Origin of the sequence: Sphingomonas natans, from assembly GCF_030546695.1 — a bacterium.
Classification (GTDB): Bacteria; Pseudomonadota; Alphaproteobacteria; order Sphingomonadales; family Sphingomonadaceae; genus Sphingomonas_I; species Sphingomonas_I natans.
Window position 1 is genome coordinate 497,032 of sequence record NZ_JAUOTP010000002.1, and the last position, 16,390, is coordinate 513,421.

The 16,390-nt window shown below is 67.8% G+C and carries 21 protein-coding genes; 3 read left to right on the forward strand and 18 right to left on the reverse strand.

The window, feature by feature from the left end; translation table 11 throughout:
• Positions 1–6: 6 nt before the first annotated feature.
• Together spt and Q4F19_RS06215 are read right to left on the reverse strand one after the other, a co-directional pair.
• Entirely contained in the window at positions 7–1,197 is a 1,191-nt protein-coding gene (spt, locus tag Q4F19_RS06210) for a serine palmitoyltransferase (RefSeq protein WP_303541028.1), read from the reverse strand.
• A gap of 68 nt (positions 1,198–1,265) precedes the next feature.
• Positions 1,266–1,514, reverse strand: a complete 249-nt coding sequence (locus Q4F19_RS06215) for an acyl carrier protein (protein WP_303540767.1) — start codon at positions 1,512–1,514, stop codon at positions 1,266–1,268.
• 86 nt (positions 1,515–1,600) lie between these two features.
• On the opposite strand from Q4F19_RS06215, the gene Q4F19_RS06220 reads away from it, so the two are divergent.
• Entirely contained in the window at positions 1,601–2,119 is a 519-nt protein-coding gene (locus tag Q4F19_RS06220) for a Pycsar system effector family protein (RefSeq protein ID WP_303540769.1), read from the forward strand.
• A gap of 1 nt (position 2,120) precedes the next feature.
• On the opposite strand, the gene Q4F19_RS06225 is transcribed toward Q4F19_RS06220, so the two are convergent.
• From Q4F19_RS06225 to Q4F19_RS06300, 16 genes are all read right to left on the reverse strand, one after another.
• Complete coding sequence (locus Q4F19_RS06225; protein WP_303540771.1) at positions 2,121–3,029, reverse strand: NAD-dependent epimerase/dehydratase family protein; 909 nt, start codon at positions 3,027–3,029, stop codon at positions 2,121–2,123.
• A complete protein-coding gene (gene proB, locus Q4F19_RS06230; protein WP_303540773.1) occupies positions 3,026–4,177 on the reverse strand; it encodes a glutamate 5-kinase in 1,152 nt (383 codons plus the stop codon). The genes Q4F19_RS06225 and proB overlap by 4 nt, the downstream gene beginning before the upstream one ends.
• Entirely contained in the window at positions 4,162–5,202 is a 1,041-nt protein-coding gene (gene obgE, locus Q4F19_RS06235; RefSeq protein WP_303540774.1) for a GTPase ObgE, read from the reverse strand. The genes proB and obgE overlap by 16 nt, the downstream gene beginning before the upstream one ends.
• 193 nt (positions 5,203–5,395) lie before the next feature.
• A complete protein-coding gene (locus Q4F19_RS06240; protein WP_303540775.1) occupies positions 5,396–5,959 on the reverse strand; it encodes a GNAT family N-acetyltransferase in 564 nt (187 codons plus the stop codon).
• Between the two features lie 167 nt (positions 5,960–6,126).
• Entirely contained in the window at positions 6,127–6,393 is a 267-nt protein-coding gene (gene rpmA / locus Q4F19_RS06245) for a 50S ribosomal protein L27 (RefSeq protein WP_303540776.1), read from the reverse strand.
• 14 nt (positions 6,394–6,407) lie between these two features.
• Entirely contained in the window at positions 6,408–6,761 is a 354-nt protein-coding gene (gene rplU, locus Q4F19_RS06250) for a 50S ribosomal protein L21 (protein ID WP_303541030.1), read from the reverse strand.
• Between the two features lie 208 nt (positions 6,762–6,969).
• Entirely contained in the window at positions 6,970–7,356 is a 387-nt protein-coding gene (locus Q4F19_RS06255) for a hypothetical protein (RefSeq protein WP_303540777.1), read from the reverse strand.
• Complete coding sequence (locus Q4F19_RS06260; protein ID WP_303540778.1) at positions 7,357–7,806, reverse strand: hypothetical protein; 450 nt, start codon at positions 7,804–7,806, stop codon at positions 7,357–7,359. It abuts the gene before it with no gap.
• Between the two features lie 49 nt (positions 7,807–7,855).
• On the reverse strand, positions 7,856–8,410 hold the full coding sequence (locus tag Q4F19_RS06265; protein ID WP_431312370.1) for a demethoxyubiquinone hydroxylase family protein: 555 nt from the start codon (positions 8,408–8,410) through the stop codon (positions 7,856–7,858).
• On the reverse strand, positions 8,377–8,871 hold the full coding sequence (locus Q4F19_RS06270; protein ID WP_341850161.1) for a disulfide bond formation protein B: 495 nt from the start codon (positions 8,869–8,871) through the stop codon (positions 8,377–8,379). The genes Q4F19_RS06265 and Q4F19_RS06270 overlap by 34 nt, the downstream gene beginning before the upstream one ends.
• A gap of 114 nt (positions 8,872–8,985) precedes the next feature.
• On the reverse strand, positions 8,986–10,350 hold the full coding sequence (locus tag Q4F19_RS06275; protein ID WP_303540782.1) for a S41 family peptidase: 1,365 nt from the start codon (positions 10,348–10,350) through the stop codon (positions 8,986–8,988).
• A 75-nt stretch (positions 10,351–10,425) separates the two neighbouring features.
• Complete coding sequence (locus Q4F19_RS06280) at positions 10,426–11,577, reverse strand: murein hydrolase activator EnvC family protein (protein ID WP_303540783.1); 1,152 nt, start codon at positions 11,575–11,577, stop codon at positions 10,426–10,428.
• Positions 11,574–11,996 carry a 23S rRNA (pseudouridine(1915)-N(3))-methyltransferase RlmH gene (locus tag Q4F19_RS06285; RefSeq protein WP_303540785.1) on the reverse strand — a complete coding sequence of 141 codons (423 nt, stop codon included), beginning with the start codon at positions 11,994–11,996 and terminating at the stop codon, positions 11,574–11,576. The genes Q4F19_RS06280 and Q4F19_RS06285 overlap by 4 nt, the downstream gene beginning before the upstream one ends.
• Before the next feature lie 32 nt (positions 11,997–12,028).
• Positions 12,029–12,370, reverse strand: coding sequence for a ribosome silencing factor (rsfS, locus tag Q4F19_RS06290; protein WP_303541033.1), 342 nt, complete (start codon positions 12,368–12,370; stop codon positions 12,029–12,031).
• 41 nt (positions 12,371–12,411) lie between these two features.
• On the reverse strand, positions 12,412–13,122 hold the full coding sequence (locus tag Q4F19_RS06295) for a nicotinate-nucleotide adenylyltransferase (RefSeq protein WP_303540787.1): 711 nt from the start codon (positions 13,120–13,122) through the stop codon (positions 12,412–12,414).
• On the reverse strand, positions 13,086–14,354 hold the full coding sequence (locus Q4F19_RS06300) for a glutamate-5-semialdehyde dehydrogenase (RefSeq protein WP_303540788.1): 1,269 nt from the start codon (positions 14,352–14,354) through the stop codon (positions 13,086–13,088). The genes Q4F19_RS06295 and Q4F19_RS06300 overlap by 37 nt, the downstream gene beginning before the upstream one ends.
• Before the next feature lie 361 nt (positions 14,355–14,715).
• Between Q4F19_RS06300 and Q4F19_RS06305 the strand changes: the two genes are divergently transcribed.
• Both Q4F19_RS06305 and Q4F19_RS06310 read left to right on the forward strand, forming a co-directional pair.
• Positions 14,716–14,928, forward strand: coding sequence for a PspC domain-containing protein (locus Q4F19_RS06305; protein ID WP_303540790.1), 213 nt, complete (start codon positions 14,716–14,718; stop codon positions 14,926–14,928).
• A gap of 155 nt (positions 14,929–15,083) precedes the next feature.
• Positions 15,084–16,106, forward strand: a complete 1,023-nt coding sequence (locus tag Q4F19_RS06310) for an EAL domain-containing protein (RefSeq protein WP_303541034.1) — start codon at positions 15,084–15,086, stop codon at positions 16,104–16,106.
• The last annotated feature ends 284 nt before the right edge of the window (positions 16,107–16,390 follow it).

The following is a 16,390-nucleotide window of genomic DNA, read 5'->3' on the forward strand; positions in this document are numbered from 1 at the left end:
GAAGCGTCAGCCTATATGCCCGATCGCGCGCCCGGCGGCGGCGAAGATGGCGAGGATCTCGTCGACCTGCGCGTCGCTATGCTCCGCGCACAGCGAGCAGCGCAGCAGGAAGGTGCCCGCGGGCGTCGCGGGCGGGCGCGCCAGATTCACATAGACACCGCCTTCCAGCAGAGCCTGCCACAGGGCGACCGCGGTCTCCTGATCGGAGAGCATGATCGCGATGATCGCCGATTGCGCGGTCTCGGTCGCGATCGTGAAGCCCAGCTCGCGCAGCCCCGCATGGAGGCGGCGGCTGTTCTTCCACAAATGCGCGCGCTTGTCGGAGGCGTGCATCAACTTGCGGATCGAGGTGGCGGCGGTCGCGACGACCGACGGCGGCAGCGACGCGGTGAAGATATAGGGCCGGCAGACGAGGCGCAGCACCTCGAAATCGGGATGGTTGGAGACGCAGAAGCCGCCGACCGTGCCGACCGACTTGGAGAAGGTTCCGACGACGAAATCGATATCGTCCTCGCAGCCCATCTCCTCATAGACGCCGCGGCCGTTGGCGCCGAAGAAGCCCATGCCGTGCGCCTCGTCGCACAATATCATCGCGCCATGCTTGCGCGCGACGGCGACCATCTCGGGCAGCGGCGCCACGTCCCCGAACATCGAATAGACGCCCTCGAGCACGACGAGCTTGCCTGCCTCGCGCGGCAGGCGGCCGAGGCGCTTGTCGAGATCCTCGACGCTATTGTGGCGGAAGCGAACGATCTCGGCATTGCCGAGCCAGCAGCCGTCATAGATCGAGGCGTGGCTGTCGGCATCGAGGATGATGTAATCGCCCTTGCCGGCGAGCGTGGAGATGATGCCGAGATTGGCCTGATAGCCGGTCGAGAAGACGATCGCGTGATCGGTCCCGTAAAATTCCTTGAGCGCGTCCTCGCACTCCTTGTGGCCCTGATAGGTGCCGTTGAGCACGCGGCTGCCCGTCGTGCCCGCGCCATATTCGTCGAGCGCCTTCTTGCCGGCGGCGATGACGTCCGGATCGAAGGTCATCCCCATATAATTGTAGGTGCCGAGCAGGATCGTGCGCTTGCCCTGGATGATCGCCTCGGTCGGCGACAGCACGCTCGTCATCACGATCGAGAAGGGATCGCGCACGCCGGTGGCGAGCAACGCCTCGCGCTCCTCGACCAGCGGGCGGAAGCGGGCCATCAGATCGCGGCCGGCGGGGGGCAGAAGATCGGTGGCGGCGATCGCGTCGGGGGTCTCGATCGAATCGCTCACTTGGCGGCCTTCAGCTTGGCCACGGCATCGGCGAGCTGGCCGACCGTCTCGATCTCGGCCTGCATGTTCATCGTGATCAGGATATCGAACTCGTCCTCGACGGCGGCCACGAAATCCATGACGGTCAGGCTGTCCCACTCCAGATCGCCGGCGAAGGTCGTTCCTTCGGTCAGGATCGCGCGCTTCTTGTTGAAAGGCTCGATCTGCTCTGCAATCTGGGCGAAGATATCGTCGCGCTCGCTCATCGGGGTCCTTTAGGAATGACGTGCCTGCTTGCCAAGCGAATGCGGCCGCCTTGTGACGCGCGCCCTTGCCACTTCCGGGATCATCGATGACCGAGCCTTTCGTGCCGAAACCCCCGGCCACGCCCGCCAATGCGATCCACATGATCCGCACGACGCAACAGGCGCATTACACGCTGAGCCAGATGGCGGACCAGAAGGCGTCGATTCTGATGGCGGCGACCTTCGTGATCTTCACGATCACGATCGGCCAGTCGCGCGAGGGTGCGGGGCCGCCGCTGGCGCTGATCGTGCTGGGCGGCTTCGCCTTCCTTTCGGCGATCCTGACGATGCTTGCGGTTCTGCCGGCGACCAAGGCGCGGCCCAACGCGCACCCCAATCTGCTCTTCTTCGGATCCTTCACACAACTGGATCAGGAGGAATATGTCCGCCGGATGCTGATCGCGCTGGAGACGGATGAGAGCATCTTCCGGACGATGGCGACCGATGTCTATCAAAACGGAACGGTGCTCGCCCGCAAGAAATATCGGCTGCTGGGCTATGCCTATCGCGTCTTCCTCGTCGGGCTGACGGCGAGCCTGCTGACGTTCGTCGCGCATTATCTGTGAGCTAGAGCCAGCCCTCGGCACGATACCAGGCGGCGGTCTCCGCGAGGCCCTGCTCCGTTTCCACTTCGGGCGCCCACAGCTCCGCCGGCGGCCGCCGCGCGGGCGAGGCGGTCCAATCGGGATGGCAGAAATAGGCGACGCGATCGGGCGTGAGCTTGGCGCCGCCGCGGCGGATGAGACCGTCGGCCGACGCGCCCCAGCGCAGCAGCCGCTGCGGGATCGGCAGAGGCAGGATTTTCTTCCGGCCGATCGCCTTGCCGATCAACCGGACGAAATCGGCATGCGGCCACCCGCCGTCCCGCCCGTCGTCGGGCTCGAAGATGCGCGCGATGCTAGCGGGTTTCTGGATGCAATCGAGCAGCAGCCGGGCGAGATCCGCCACCGCGATCACCGACAGGTGCCCGCCCGGGGGCAGCGGCACGACGCCCAGCCGGGCGACGCGGAACAGCTCGAGCAGTTCGCGATCGCGCGGGCCATAGATGGCCGGGGGGCGGACGATCGTCCAGTCGCCGCCCGAGGCGATCACGCTCTCCTCGGACGCGCATTTGGAGCGGCCATAAGCCGAGAGGCCCGGCTCGCGCGCCGCAAGCGAGGAGACATGGATGAAGCGCTTGATCCCGGCCTGCGCCGCCGCATCGATCATCTTTTCCGTGCCGACGACATTGCCGAGGTGGAATTCCTCGTCGCTGCCATTAATGACCCCGGCAACATGGATCACCGCGTCGCAGCCCTGGACCAGCTTGGCGAGGCTCTCCGGTCGATCGAGCGCACCTTCGATCCAGACGATCCCGCTGCGCGGCGGCTGCGGCCGGCGGGTCAGCGCGCGAACCTGATAGCCCCGCGCGAGCGCCAGATCGATGAGCGTGGCGCCGACGAAGCCGGTGCCGCCGGTGATCGCGAGGACGCTCATACCAGCACCATATGATCGCGGTGGACCATGGCGGTGCGCGGCGCATAGCCCAGCAGTTCGCCATGCGCATCGCTGCGCCGGCCGACGATGCGCGCGGCATCGGCCGCATCATATTCGGCAAGGCCGCGCGCGAGCAGCTGGCCCTGCGCATCGCTGATTTCGATGACGTCGCCGCGCGCGAACAGGCCCTGCACGTCGGTCGCGCCCGCGGCGAGCAGGCTGCGGCCGTCGCGCAGCGCCCGGGCGGCACCGGCATCGACGACGATCCGCCCGCGCGCGGTGAGCCGCCCGGCGAGCCACGCCTTGCGCCCGCGCTTGGCCTCGCCGCCCCAGAATAAGGTGCCGATGCCCGTCTCGGCGAAGCGCGCGAGCGGATGATCGAACCGGCCCGAGACGATCGCGAGATGCGCGCCCGAGCCTTGCGCGATGCGCGCGGCCTCCAGCTTCGAGATCATGCCGCCCGATCCCATGCCCGATGCCGAGCCACCATCGGCCATCGCCCGGATGCGGGCATCGACGACGCGAACCTCGGACACGAGAGTGGCGGCGGGATCGACACCGGGATTGGCGGTGTAGAGCCCGTCTATGTCGGAGAGCAGGATCACGCCCTGCGCGGCGGCCGCCTGCCCGACGCGCGCGGCGAGGCGATCATTGTCGCCGAAGCGGATTTCCTCGGTCGCGACCGAATCATTCTCGTTGATTACGGGGACGACGCCCAATGCGAGCAGCCGATCCAGCGTCGCCGAGGCGTTGAGATAGCGGCGGCGATCCTCGAGATCGTCGAGCGTCACGAGCATCTGCGCGGCGACGCAATCGGACAAATGCAGCAGTTGCGCCCAGGCCGAGGACAGGCCGATCTGCCCTGTCGCGGCGGCCGCCTGCGCATCTTCCAGGCTCGCGCGGCCGCCCTTCGCGAGGCCGAGCACGCGCGCGCCGAGCGCGATCGCACCCGAGGAGACGATTGCGACCTGCTGGCCCGCCGCGCGCCGTTCGGCGATGTCGGCGACGACGCTCGCCAGCCAATCGCGCCGGATATGACCAGCCTTGTCGACCAGCAAAGCCGAGCCGATCTTGACGACCAGCCGCGGGCAGCACGCGGGCGAGAAGACCTCCGATATCAGCGCGGATGAGCTCAGAGAGGCGACCACGGCTCCTCCGAATCCTCCGCGGGATCGGGCCCGGCCTCGTCGTCGATGATTTCCTTCGCGAGCCGTTCCAGCACGGCCTCGACCCCGTCACCGCCCGCACCCGACAGCAGCATCGGCTCGATGCCCGATGCCTTGGCGAGCTTCTTCGCGAGCTTGGTGACCTCCTTCGGCTCCAGCGCGTCGATCTTGTTGAGCGCGAGCACTTCAGGCTTGTCGATCAGGCCCGCGCCATAGGCATCGAGCTCGGTGCGGACCGTCTCCCATGCGCCGATCGGATCGTCGCCGGTGGCGTCGACCAGGTGCAGCAGCACGCGGCAGCGCTCGATATGCCCCAGGAAGCGATCGCCGATGCCGGCACCGTCGGCCGCGCCCTCGATCAGCCCCGGAATATCGGCGACGACGAACTCGCGCCCCTTCCAGCTGGCGACGCCGAGCTGCGGGCGGACGGTCGTGAACGGATAATCGCCGACCTTCGCGCCGGCATTGGTGACCGCGTTGATGAAGGTCGATTTGCCGGCATTGGGCAGGCCGACGAGGCCCGCATCGGCGAGCAGCTTGAGCCGCAGCCAGACCCACATCTCCTCGTTCGGCCAGCCCGGCCCATGCTGGCGGGGCGCGCGATTCGTCGAGGTCTTGTAGGTCGCATTGCCGCGCCCGCCATCGCCGCCGCGCAGGAAGACGCGCTTCTCGCCCGCGACCGTGAAATCGGCGAGCACGTCCTCCTTGTCCTCGGACAATATCTGCGTGCCGACGGGCACCTTGATGACGAGATCGTCGCCGCCCGCGCCCGTCCGGTTCGATCCCGCGCCGCCATTGCCACGCGGCGCGCGGAAATGCTGGGTGTAGCGAAAATCGATGAGCGTATTCAGGCCGGGGACGGCCTCGAAGATGATGTCGCCGCCCTTGCCGCCATTGCCGCCGTCGGGGCCGCCATATTCCATGAACTTCTCGCGCCGGAAGGAGACGGCGCCGGGGCCGCCCGCGCCGGAGCGGATGAAGATCTTGGCCTGATCGAGAAAATGCATGGCGAGCGCTTAGCGCCTAAGGGGCGGAACGTCCAAAACATCCTCCCCGGCACGGGGAGGGGAACCGTCCTGTCCCGAGCGACGCCGCAGGCGGCGTCGAAGGGCGAAGCACGGTGGAGGGGGCTCACCAGCCGCACACCCCCTCCGTCATCGCTCCGCGATGCCACCTCCCCGTCCCGGGGAGGATCTTCCCTCACGCCGCGAGCGGCGCCGCCTGTTCGTCGGCGACGGCCTCGCCGCGCGCGAAGCGCGGGCGGATGAGACCGCGCACGTCCATCTCGCCGCCGCGGCCCAAGCTGTGCATCCGGCCGATCTCGCCGGTCGGGCGGAAGCCGAGCTTGGCCAGGACGCGGCCCGAGGCGGGATTGTCGAGCGCGTGGGCGGCGATCAGGTGCGGCAGGCGCAGCGTCTCGTCGCAGGCAGCGATCAGCGCGCGGCCCGCCTCGGTGGCATAGCCGCGCCCCCAATGCGCGCGCGCGAGCCAATAGCCGAGCTCGGGCGTGTCGTTGACGCCGTCGCTCAGGCCGATTCCGCCGATCAGCTCGGGCGTCGCCCCTTCGCGGCGGAAGATCAGCATGTGCGGGCGATCGTGGCGCTGCGGCATCGCCAGGAAATGCTCGGCATCGCCCAGCGCATAGGGCCAGGGCGCGCGCGCAAGATTGCGGACGACGGCGTGATCGCCGATCGCGCGGCTGAGCGCGGGTGCATCCTCGATCCAGCCCGGCCGGAGCAGCAGGCGTTCTGTTATGGCGAACATGGGTTACTCTCCCTGTTTTCTGGTTATCACCCGTGCATTACGCACAGACGACAAACCCGGTTCAGGGAGACAAGAAAAAGGGAGCCGGTACGACCCGTCTCCCTATCGATCCGCCTTTGCGGATCTTCGGGTCGCCCTTGGGACGACCCGTTTTCACGTTCGTCCGATTATTCGGCGGCGAGCGCCGTAATCACGCTCACATATTTGCGGCCGAGCTTGCCCTCGTGGAACGCCACGCGGCCCTCGGAGAGCGCAAACAGGGTGTGATCCTTGCCCATGCCGACATTGACGCCGGGATAGACGCGCGTGCCGCGCTGACGGATGATGATGTTGCCGCCGATCACTTCCTGACCGCCGAACTTCTTCACGCCGAGACGACGGCCGGCCGAGTCGCGACCGTTGCGGGATGAACCGCCTGCTTTCTTATGTGCCATGAGTCGCTAGCTCCTTACGCTTCAGCAGCCGCTGGCGTTTCCGCCCGGGCCTGCTTTTCCGGCGCCTTGTGGTCGCCGATCGCGGTGATCTTCAGGATCGTGTGATACTGACGGTGGCCGTTGCGGCGGCGATAATTGTGACGGCGGCGCTTCTTGAAGACGATGATCTTCTCGCCGCGGCCCTGCGCCACGATTTCGGCCGAAACGATCAGGCCCTCGACCGACGTCAGGTCGGTGCCGTCGCCCGCGAGCAGCACATCGGAGAGCGACACGGCAGCGCCGGCCTCACCCTCGAGCTTCTCGACAACGATCTTGTCTCCAGCGGCAACGCGATATTGCTTGCCGCCCGTGCGCACGATTGCGAACATGGGCCTCATCTTTTCAAAATCTGGATCGCGCGCAGAAAGCCACGAGGGACACACCCCGCGCGAAGAGCGGCGCAGCTAGGAGATCGGCCTGATTCTGTCAACCCGAGTCCGGCGTCTTCCTTAAGGGGGGTGCGCTGATGATCGGGCGCGGCGCTCATGCTCCAGCGACCCACCCCCGGCCCCTCCCTTCCAGGGAGAGGAGGCGAACTCAGGGCGCAGTCACCGATCGCACGCGGCCATTCTCTTCCAGGAACTTCTGAAAGCAGCCGGACTGGCCGAAGCTGCCGATCGGGTTGCAGCTGTTGGGGATGCCCTGGCGGCTGACATTCTCCAGCACCTGCGCGGTGCCGGCCCAGCTGCCGTCGCGCGCGGCATTATATTCCTGCTTCCGCAGCTTGGGCGGGATCCGGTAGCGATCGCTCTCGGGCTGGCGCGCGCAGACGACGATCTCGTCGTCCGAACTGCGCGGGCACGGATCGTTGCCATAGACGACCAAGGTCGACAGCCGCGTGGCCGGCGCACCCTGCGTCACTTCGGCGCTGACGGGTGCGGTGGCGAGCGCGGACAGGAGCAGCAGGCCGGCGAGGCGAATCACCTAATTGTCGCCCTTCAGCACGGCGCGGACGCCGGTATCGCCCGTCGTCGTCGAGTCGGTCGGCGCGCGCGTCTCGGTCGCATCGGCCTTTCGCTGGTCGCGCGCCTCGTTCATCATCTTCGACCAGCAGCCGCCCCACCCGCCCGCCCCCGTGGCGGTGCAGCTGCCGGTGCCGCTCGCGCCGACCGACTGGAGGCTCTTGGCGCGATCGGCCCAGCGATCGGCGGGGCCAGGGTTGGTCGTGCGCAGATCCTCGGGGATACGATAGCGGTCGCTCTCGGGCTTGCGCGCGCAGACCACGATCTCCTCGCCGGCCTTCGTCGTCGGGCACGGATCCTTGCCATAGACGATCAGCACCTTCTCGTTCGCCTGCGCGGCGGCGGGCGCGGCGAAACCGAGCCCGGCGAAGGCGGCGGCCGTGGCAGCGGCGATCAGAAGCGGCTTGGACATGAGCGTGGGCTTTCCTGACGGGAGAGGATCGAAACGCGCGACAGCGCGGTCATATCCGCCGCGACACGGCGATGGCGGTGCGGCAGCCGAGCCGGATCACGGCCGAGAGCAAGGGATAGGCCGGCGCGCGCTCGGCCCCCGCGGCCAGAGCGGTCTCGCGATGCTCGACCTCCTCGGCCTGGAATTCGGCGATCATCTGCCCGAGCTTCGGATCGTTGGACCCCAGCGTGCGGCGCTGATCCTCATAATGGCGATCAATCTCGGTCTCGACCGCGGCGGTGCAGGCCATCGCCGCCTCGGGCGAGATCAGGGCGGTCACCGCGCCCAGCGCATGGCCGGCGACATGCCAGACGGGCGCGAGCAGGGTCGGGCGGACGCGCCGCTCGGTCATCAGCGCGTTGAAGCGATCGAGGTGATTCTTCTCCTGCGCGGCCATGCGCGCGATCGCGCGCGACGCCGGGTGGCGATCGCCGAGGATCGCGAGCTGGCCCGCATAGATGCGCGTCGCGCCATATTCGCCGGCCTGATCGACGCGGATCATCGCGTCGGTCTCGGTGCGGGAAGGCGGGATCAGCGGGCCGGGCGCGTCAGACATAAAGCCCATATGGCGATGCCGCCCGCCAACGAGAAGAGCGCGTTGAAACCGGCCATGCTGACGCCGAACAGCGTCCAGGCCGCCGTGTCGCAGCGGATCAGCGGGGCGGCGAGCAGGGCCTTCAGCGGATCGCCACCGCCGAGCGCGACGCTGGTGCAGCGCGTGAGCCCCGACCACCAATGATATTCGACCCCGGCATGGAAGATGCCGATCGCGCCCGAGGCGAGGATCGCTAGGCCGGCGAGCAGGACGAGCCCGCGCGAGAGCTGCCGACTGCCGCTTGCCAGATAGGCGAGCACCGCGGGGACGAGCGCGGCATAATGCGCCCAGCGCTGCCAGTGGCACATCTCGCACGGATAGAAGCCGCCGATCAGCTGGAAGCCCCAGGCGCCGGCGAGCAACAAGGCGGGCACCGCCAGTGCCAGCGCACGCGCCGGCGCCAGCATCCCTGCGGCGGGCGCGGCAGTCACCTCAGTCCGTTGGTGCTGAGCGTGTCGAAGCACTGTGCTTCACCTTTCGCGGCAAAAGAAAAAGGACGACCCTTCGACAAGCTCAGGGCGAACGGAAAAAAGAGCGCGCGCAAGCTATCGTTTGCGCGGCTTGGCGGCACCCGGCAGCGCCGGTGCCTCGGCCAGCGCCGTCTGGATCGCGGGCGTGCCCAAGCGGGCGATCGTCTTGACCGCATAATCGAGCTGGAAGTCGGTCACGTTCGCCTTCTTCAGCTGGTCCGCCGTCTCCTCGAAGCGCGGATCGGGCTTGCCGTCATCCTCCAGCAATTTGTCGTCGGCCTTCACCTCGTTGATCAGATGATGGCGCAGATCGGATTCGCGCATGCGCGGGCGGCCGCGCCGATCCGCATCGGTGATCTGCGGCACGATGATGTCGGGATCGATCCCGCCTTCCTGCACCGAACGGCCCGAAGGCGTATAATAACGCGCGATCGTCAGGCGTAGCGCGGTATCGTCGGTGAGCGGCATCACCGTCTGGACCGAGCCCTTGCCGAACGAGCGCTCGCCGAGGATCAAAGCGCGCTTGTGATCCTGGAGCGCACCGGCGACAATCTCGGCGGCCGAGGCCGTGCCCGGATCGACGAGCACGACGACGGGCAGGCCATGCGCATCGTCGCCCGGCCGCGCATAATAACGCTGGATATCGGTCTTCTCGCGGCCGCGCTGCGAGACGATCTCGCCATGATCGAGGAAGCTGTCCGAGACCTCGATCGCCTGATCGAGCAGGCCGCCGGGATTGGCGCGCAGATCGACGACATAGCCGAGCGGGCGATGGCCGAGCGCCTTGTCGATCGAGACGAACGCCGAGCGGACGCCGGGGCCGGTCGCCTTGGAGAAGCTGTTGATGTTGATGATGCCGACATCACCCTTCACCTCCCACTTCACCGCCTTGATCTCGATGATCTCGCGCTTCAGCGTGACGTCGAACGGCTTGTCGCGGCCGGGACGGACGATCGTCAGCCGCACGTCGGTGCCGGCCGGGCCCTTCATCTTGTCGACCGCATCGTCGAGCTGCTCGCCGTAAATCAGCTTGCCGTCGACATGGGTGATGTAGTCGCCGCTCTTGAGGCCGGCGCGGGCAGCGGGCGAATCCTCGGTCGGGGTCACCACCTTGATGACGCCGTCCTCGCCCTGAACGGTCAGGCCGACGCCGCCATAATTGCCCTCGGTCGTCGTGCGCATATTCTTGAAATCGCGCGCGTCGAGATAGGAGGAATGCGGGTCCAGGCTCGCCAGCATCCCGTCGATCGCGCCCTTGATCAGCGTCTTGTCGTCGACCTTGTCGACATATTCGGCCTTCACGCGCTCGAAGATCGACATGAACTGGTCGAGCTCCTTGTAGGTCTCGACATCGCTCGCGGCGGTGCCCGCGGTGAAGGCGGGGATCAGCGCCATCGCCGCGACGAGGCCGGCAGACTTCAGGAACAAGGATTTACGCATCACGATCCTTTTCGAACATGGCACCTTTCTAGCGGCTTTACCGAGTGCAGGAAACAAGGCTGCAGCGCGCGAGGGTCAACGCGCCAGCGCATCCGCCATCGCGACGATATCGACCGGCCGGCCATCATGGCGCAGCTCGATCAGCAGGCGGCGCCCCGATCGGCCGACGGCGGCGCCCTGCGCCAGATTGGCGCCCAATTCGGTCGTCGTCCGCGCGAGACCCGCCACCAGGCTCGTCCAGCCGCGGCCATGATCGAGGATGACGATGTCGCCATAATTGCGGAACGACCCGGCATAACGAATCCGGCCCGCGGCGGGCGCAACGACGAGCAGTCCCTGCGGCGTCGCCAGCGTCAGCCCCCGCGCCTTGACCCCATCGGCATCGCGCTCGCTTGTGCCCGCGAGCACGCGTCCGAAATCGGGTAGCCGGTACAGCGCCTTCGTCGGCCGCACAGCGCGCGGCGCAGCGGCATCGGCCGGTAATGAAGGCCCCGCCAGCCCGCCGAGCCACTGATTGAGGGCGCGATCGCGTCGCGAATCGCTGAGCGCCGAGCCCAGCGCCGCGCTTTCTTCGGCGAGACCGCGCAGTTTCTGCCCCTCGGTCTCCGCCGCGTCGGCGAGCAATATGCCCCGTTCGGCGAGATCGGCGAGCGCCGTGGCGAGCTCGCGTCGTCGCTCGGCGAGCAGGCGGCGCGAGGTTTGCACAGTCGCCAAGGCGTGCGTCGCCCGTTCGCGAAGCAAGGATCGTCGCGCGAGTTCCGCCGTGAGCACCGCATCCCGTGCGGCGATCTGCGCGCGGATGTGCCGGATCAGCAGTTGGAGGTGCGCGGCTTCGGCGACGGTCGCGCCGTTCGCCAGCGCCAGCGCGGGCGGCCGGCGCGCGATCCGCGCCAGCGCCGCCGTCATTCCCGCGAGCGGCGCGCGCGTTTCGGCGACCCGTAGCGCCTGGCGCTCCTCCGCTTTCGCAGCGCTATCGGCGGCGCGCTGCGCCCTGCCCAGCGCCGTCTCCGCCTCGCGGACCTGCCGTGTCAGCACGGCCGCGCGCCGATCGGCCGTGGCCGTGGCTGCGGCATTGCGATCCCGCTGGACGGCGAGCGCGGCGGCGCGCTGCGCGGAACGCGCCTGCGCTTCCTTCGCCCGGCTGAGCGCTACGCTCGCTTCCTCCTCGCCCGGCGGGACGGCCATCGCCGCCGTCGCCAGCAGGAGCGCGATGGGGAAGGCCTTCATCCTTCGCGGTGATAGGGATGGCCGGCGAGGATGCTCGTCGCCCGCCAGAGCTGCTCCGCCAGCATCGCGCGGGCCAGCATGTGCGGCCAGGTCAGCGCGCCGAAATTGAGCAGCAGATCGGCCCCGGCCCGCGCCGCATCGTCGAACCCGTCGGCGGCGCCGATGAGGAAGCGCGCCTCGCGCACGCCATCGTCGCGCCAGCGGCCGAGCTTTTCAGCGAACGCGACCGAGCCCAAAGCGGCGCCTTTTTCATCGAGCATGATCGTGACGGACGAGGAAGCCGGCGCGGGCACGCGCCCGCCGCTATCGGGGAGTTCGGTCACCTTCGTCGGCCAGGCGACGCGGCCGAGATAGCGTGCGACGAGATCCGCCTCGGGCCCGCGCCCGATCCGGCCGCGGGCGACGATATGGAGCAGCACGCCCGGTAACTAGATGGAGGCGTGGCGCGCGGTCAGGCGGCGCCGAAGCCCGTCTCGGCGCCGGGGACCGGCGCGTCGCCGAATGCCCACATCCGCTCGAGATTGTAGAAGCTGCGCACTTCGGGGCGGAACAGGTGGACGATGACGTCGCCCGCGTCGATCAGGACCCAATCGGCGGTCGGCATGCCCTCGACTCGCGGGCTGCGCCCGGTCAGCGCCTTGATCTTCTCGACGAGCTTCGCCGCCATCGAGCCGACCTGCCGGCTCGATCGGCCGGACGAGACGACCATATAATCGGCGATGCTGGACTTGCCGACGAGCGGGATCGACACGGTTTCGACGGCCTGATCATCATCCAGCGAAGCCAGGATCATGTTGTGAAGCAGATCGCTACTGTCTTCCGGTTCGGGCGGGGTCAGTGGTTGGGCGGCAGCGGGCAAGGAACCTCCTGGGGAAGAACGCGGCGCGTCAGACGATCGCGCGGCGTGGGGGATATGAGGGGCGAGAACCAGGCGGGCTTCATGGCGCGCGCCTGCGTCGCGGATCGTGGGTCGGGACGGAATCGCAACAGCACAAGCGCCGGCGTACTCCACTTCGTCCAATCTTTCTCCTGGCGTGCAGGGCGGACGAAGCGCCGCAGCCAGCCCATCGCAGGTGCGTTGAGGGCAGCCCTGTCATAGCCGGGACGGGCGACGACCGCAATCGGCATGGTGCGCGCGATCTTCCGCCAATCCTTCCACAGGTGGAACTGGGCGAGATTGTCCGCCCCCATGATCCAGACGAAGCGGCGGCGCGGATAGAGCCGCACGAGCCGGGTGAGCGTATCGACCGTGTAGCGGGTGTGGAGCCGCGCCTCGATCGCGGTGGGCACGATCCGCGCGCCCCGCGCCATATGCTCGGCCGAGGCGAGCCGCGCGGCGAGCGGCGCCATGTCGTCGACCGCGTCTTTCAGCGGATTTCCGGGCGAGACGAGCCACCAGACCTCATCGAGGTCGAGCGCCTGCAACGCGGCGAGCGAGATCGCGCGGTGGCCGGCATGCGCGGGATTGAACGATCCGCCCAGGATTCCCGTCGGCCGGCGGGGTGCGCTCAAGGCCGGATCTGTCCGGTCCCGCGCACGAGCCATTTGTAGGTCGTCAGCCCCTCCAGCGCGACGGGGCCGCGCGCGTGGAGCCGCCCGGTGGAGATGCCGATCTCGGCGCCAAGCCCGAATTCGCCGCCGTCGGCGAACTGGGTGGAGGCGTTCCACATCACGATCGCCGAATCGACCGCGGCGAGGAAATGCTCGGCTATGGCCTCGTCCTCGGTGACGATCGCGTCGGTATGGTGCGAGCCGTGCGCCGCGATATGCGCGGTCGCCCCGTCGACGCCGTCGACGAAGCCGACCGCGAGGATCGCCTCAAGATATTCGGTGTCCCAATCCTCGTCGCTCGCGGCGATCGCGCGCGGCTCGATCGTGCGTATCTCGGGCGTGCCGCGCAGCTCGCAGCCGGCGTCGGCGAGCGCCGCCAGGATCGGCGCGGGATCGGCGAAGGCGCGATCGATCAGCAGGGTCTCGGCCGCGCCGCAGACGCCCGTGCGGCGCAGCTTGGCATTGACCGCGAGCGCGAGCGCCTTGGCCGGATCGGCGGTAGCATCGATATAGAGGTGGTTGATCCCGTCGAGATGCGCGAGGACGGGCACGCGCGCCTCCTCCTGCACGCGCGCGACGAGCCCCTTGCCGCCGCGCGGGATGATCACGTCGATCAGCCCCTGCGCGCGCAGCATCGCGCCGACCGCGGCGCGATCGGTGACGGGCACGAGCTGGATCGCGTCGGCGGGCAGCCCGGCCGCCTCCAGCCCCGCGACCAGGCAATCGTGGATCGCGCGGTTGCTGGCGCGCGCTTCGGATCCGCCGCGCAGGATCACGGCATTGCCCGCCATCAAAGCGAGCGCGCCGGCATCGGCGGTCACGTTGGGGCGACTTTCATAGATGATGCCGACGACGCCGAGCGGTACGCGGACGCGGGCCAGACGCAGCCCGTTCGGCCGCTCGACCGCATCGATCACCGCCCCGACGGGATCGGGTAGCGCAGCAACATCCTCGAGTGCGCGGGCGACGCCTTCGATCCGGCGCTCGTCCAGCAGCAAGCGATCGAGCAGAGCCGCCGACAGCCCCGCGGCGCGGGCGCGCGCGACATCGTCGGCATTGGCGGCGAGAATCGCCGGCGCATCGGCGCGGAGCGCGCGCGCCGCCCCGATCAGCGCGGCGGCCTTCTGCGCGGTCGGCGCGCGCGCCAGCTCGGTGGTGACGGCGCGCGCGCGAACCGCCATTTCGTGGACGAGGGCAGCGGCGTCGATCGGAAGCGCGTCGGTCATGCCGGCTATTTAGCATGGTCGCGGCCCTGGACCAGCAGGCGAGACTTATCGACCTCCCGAAAATTCCGCGCGCGATTGGCGCGGCCCGCCGAAGATTGGCGCGCCTTGCGAACGCCTGCCGCCGAAAACGTCCGGCCACGCCTTCGCAAGCACTTGGCACGATCCGTGCTGATGGGGGGACATGCGATCGGACCGTCCGATCGGCTCAACCCCAGGAAGAATATTTTCATGCTCACGACCAAAGGCTTCGCCTCCGACATCGCCGTCGCCCTGCTCGGCTTCGTCGCCAGCGCGACCTATCTGCTTGCTGCCGCCGCGCCGTTCGCGGCGATCGCCTGACGCGCGGACGGGAGACGCACTCATGGCAACCCTGCCGAACCAGGCCGCCGATCCGCGCATCGCGCATCACCGGGACAATCTGCTCGGCGTCTGCGCGGCGCTCGGCGAAATCACGCGGCTCGATCCGTTGCTGTTCCGCATCGCCTTCGTCTTCGCGATGCTCGGCCTCTCGTTCGAGATGACGATCGGCGTCTATCTCATCGCCGCGCTCGCCTTCTTCGTGGCACGCCGCTGATACCGGCGTGCCACGCATCGCCCAAAACAAACGCGAATTTCCGAACAATTTGATTCGCCGTCGAATTTCCGGTAAATCTGGTTAACAACTTCGTGATGAACGTGGTTGATGCGGGTTTAAGACTTTCTTCACCGCCTGTGGACAATTTTCGCTTGGTGATCTCGCTCAGCCTTCCTCTTGCGATCGCAATCTTCGCGGCCATCGTCGTCGCGATGCTGACGGCGTGCTGGCTCGGCATCAAGCTGGCGGGACGATCGACGAAGCGGGCCAGCCTGCTGCAGAGCCAGAACGCTCCGGCCGAAGCCGCCCCCGTCACCCAGCAGCAGCAACTTGCCGACGATCTGGACGCGGCGATCGTGCGCGGCCAGCTTTTCCTGGTTCACCAGCCGAAGATGCGCGCGCGGACCGGACAGATCGAGGCAGTCGAGACGCTCGTGCGCTGGCGCCACCCCGAACATGGGCTGATCAGCCCGAGCGACTTCATCGGCATGGCCGAGCAGCGCGGCGAGATCCGCCGCATCACCGAATGGGTGCTGCGCCAGGCGATCAACGAGCAGCGCAGCTTGGGCGCATGCGGCCACATGATGCCGTTCAACGTCAACGTCTCGGCCTACCTGCTCGCCGATCGCGAATTCGCGCAGTGGATGCTGGACACGATCCGCACCGCGAGCGCGCCGATCGGCATCGAGATCACCGAGACGGCGATGATCGCCGATCCGGCGGGCGCGCTGCGCAATCTCCATCTGTTCGCCGACGCCGGAATCCGCGTCGCGATCGACGATTATGGCGCAGGGCTTTCCAGCCTCGCCTATCTGAAGCAGCTGCCGGCGCGCGAGCTGAAGATCGATCGCATGTTCATCTCCGGTCTGTCGACGAGCCACCGCGATCCCTTGCTCGTCCGCTCCACGATCGATCTTGCGCACGCGCTGGAGATGGAAGTGACGGCCGAGGGCGTCGATTCCGCCTCCACCATGGCGCTGCTGCGCGTGATGGGATGCGATCTCATGCAAGGTTACCTCATCGCCAAGCCAATGCCGCTCGGCGAACTGAGGGCGTTTCTCGATACGCGCGATGCAGCGGGGGAACCCGCAATCCCCGTCGCTTTCCCGTGGGCAAGAGCCGCGGCAGCGACAGGACAGGAGGGTGCCGGGGAGGAGGCGGTTAAAAAACAGGCTTAAGCCCTGCTTAACTTTTTTGCTTTACCATACCGGCCGCCTCAGCTACACGCTGAGTCGAAGGCGCTGTCGTGCCTTCGACAGGAGGCCTCGATGTACAACCCGTTCTGATATCAGACCATCGCGTCAGAGTTTCTCGGCAACTATGTCGAGTGTCTTCAGCATCTTACCCCCGACGACCGATCTAGCATCGGATCGAAGCGCGGCTTGAGAGAGCGGCCTTTTGCAGGCCGCCTTCCTGCCCACTAGTCGGGATCGACCAATTAACTGGTTGCCGGCTAGGCTCT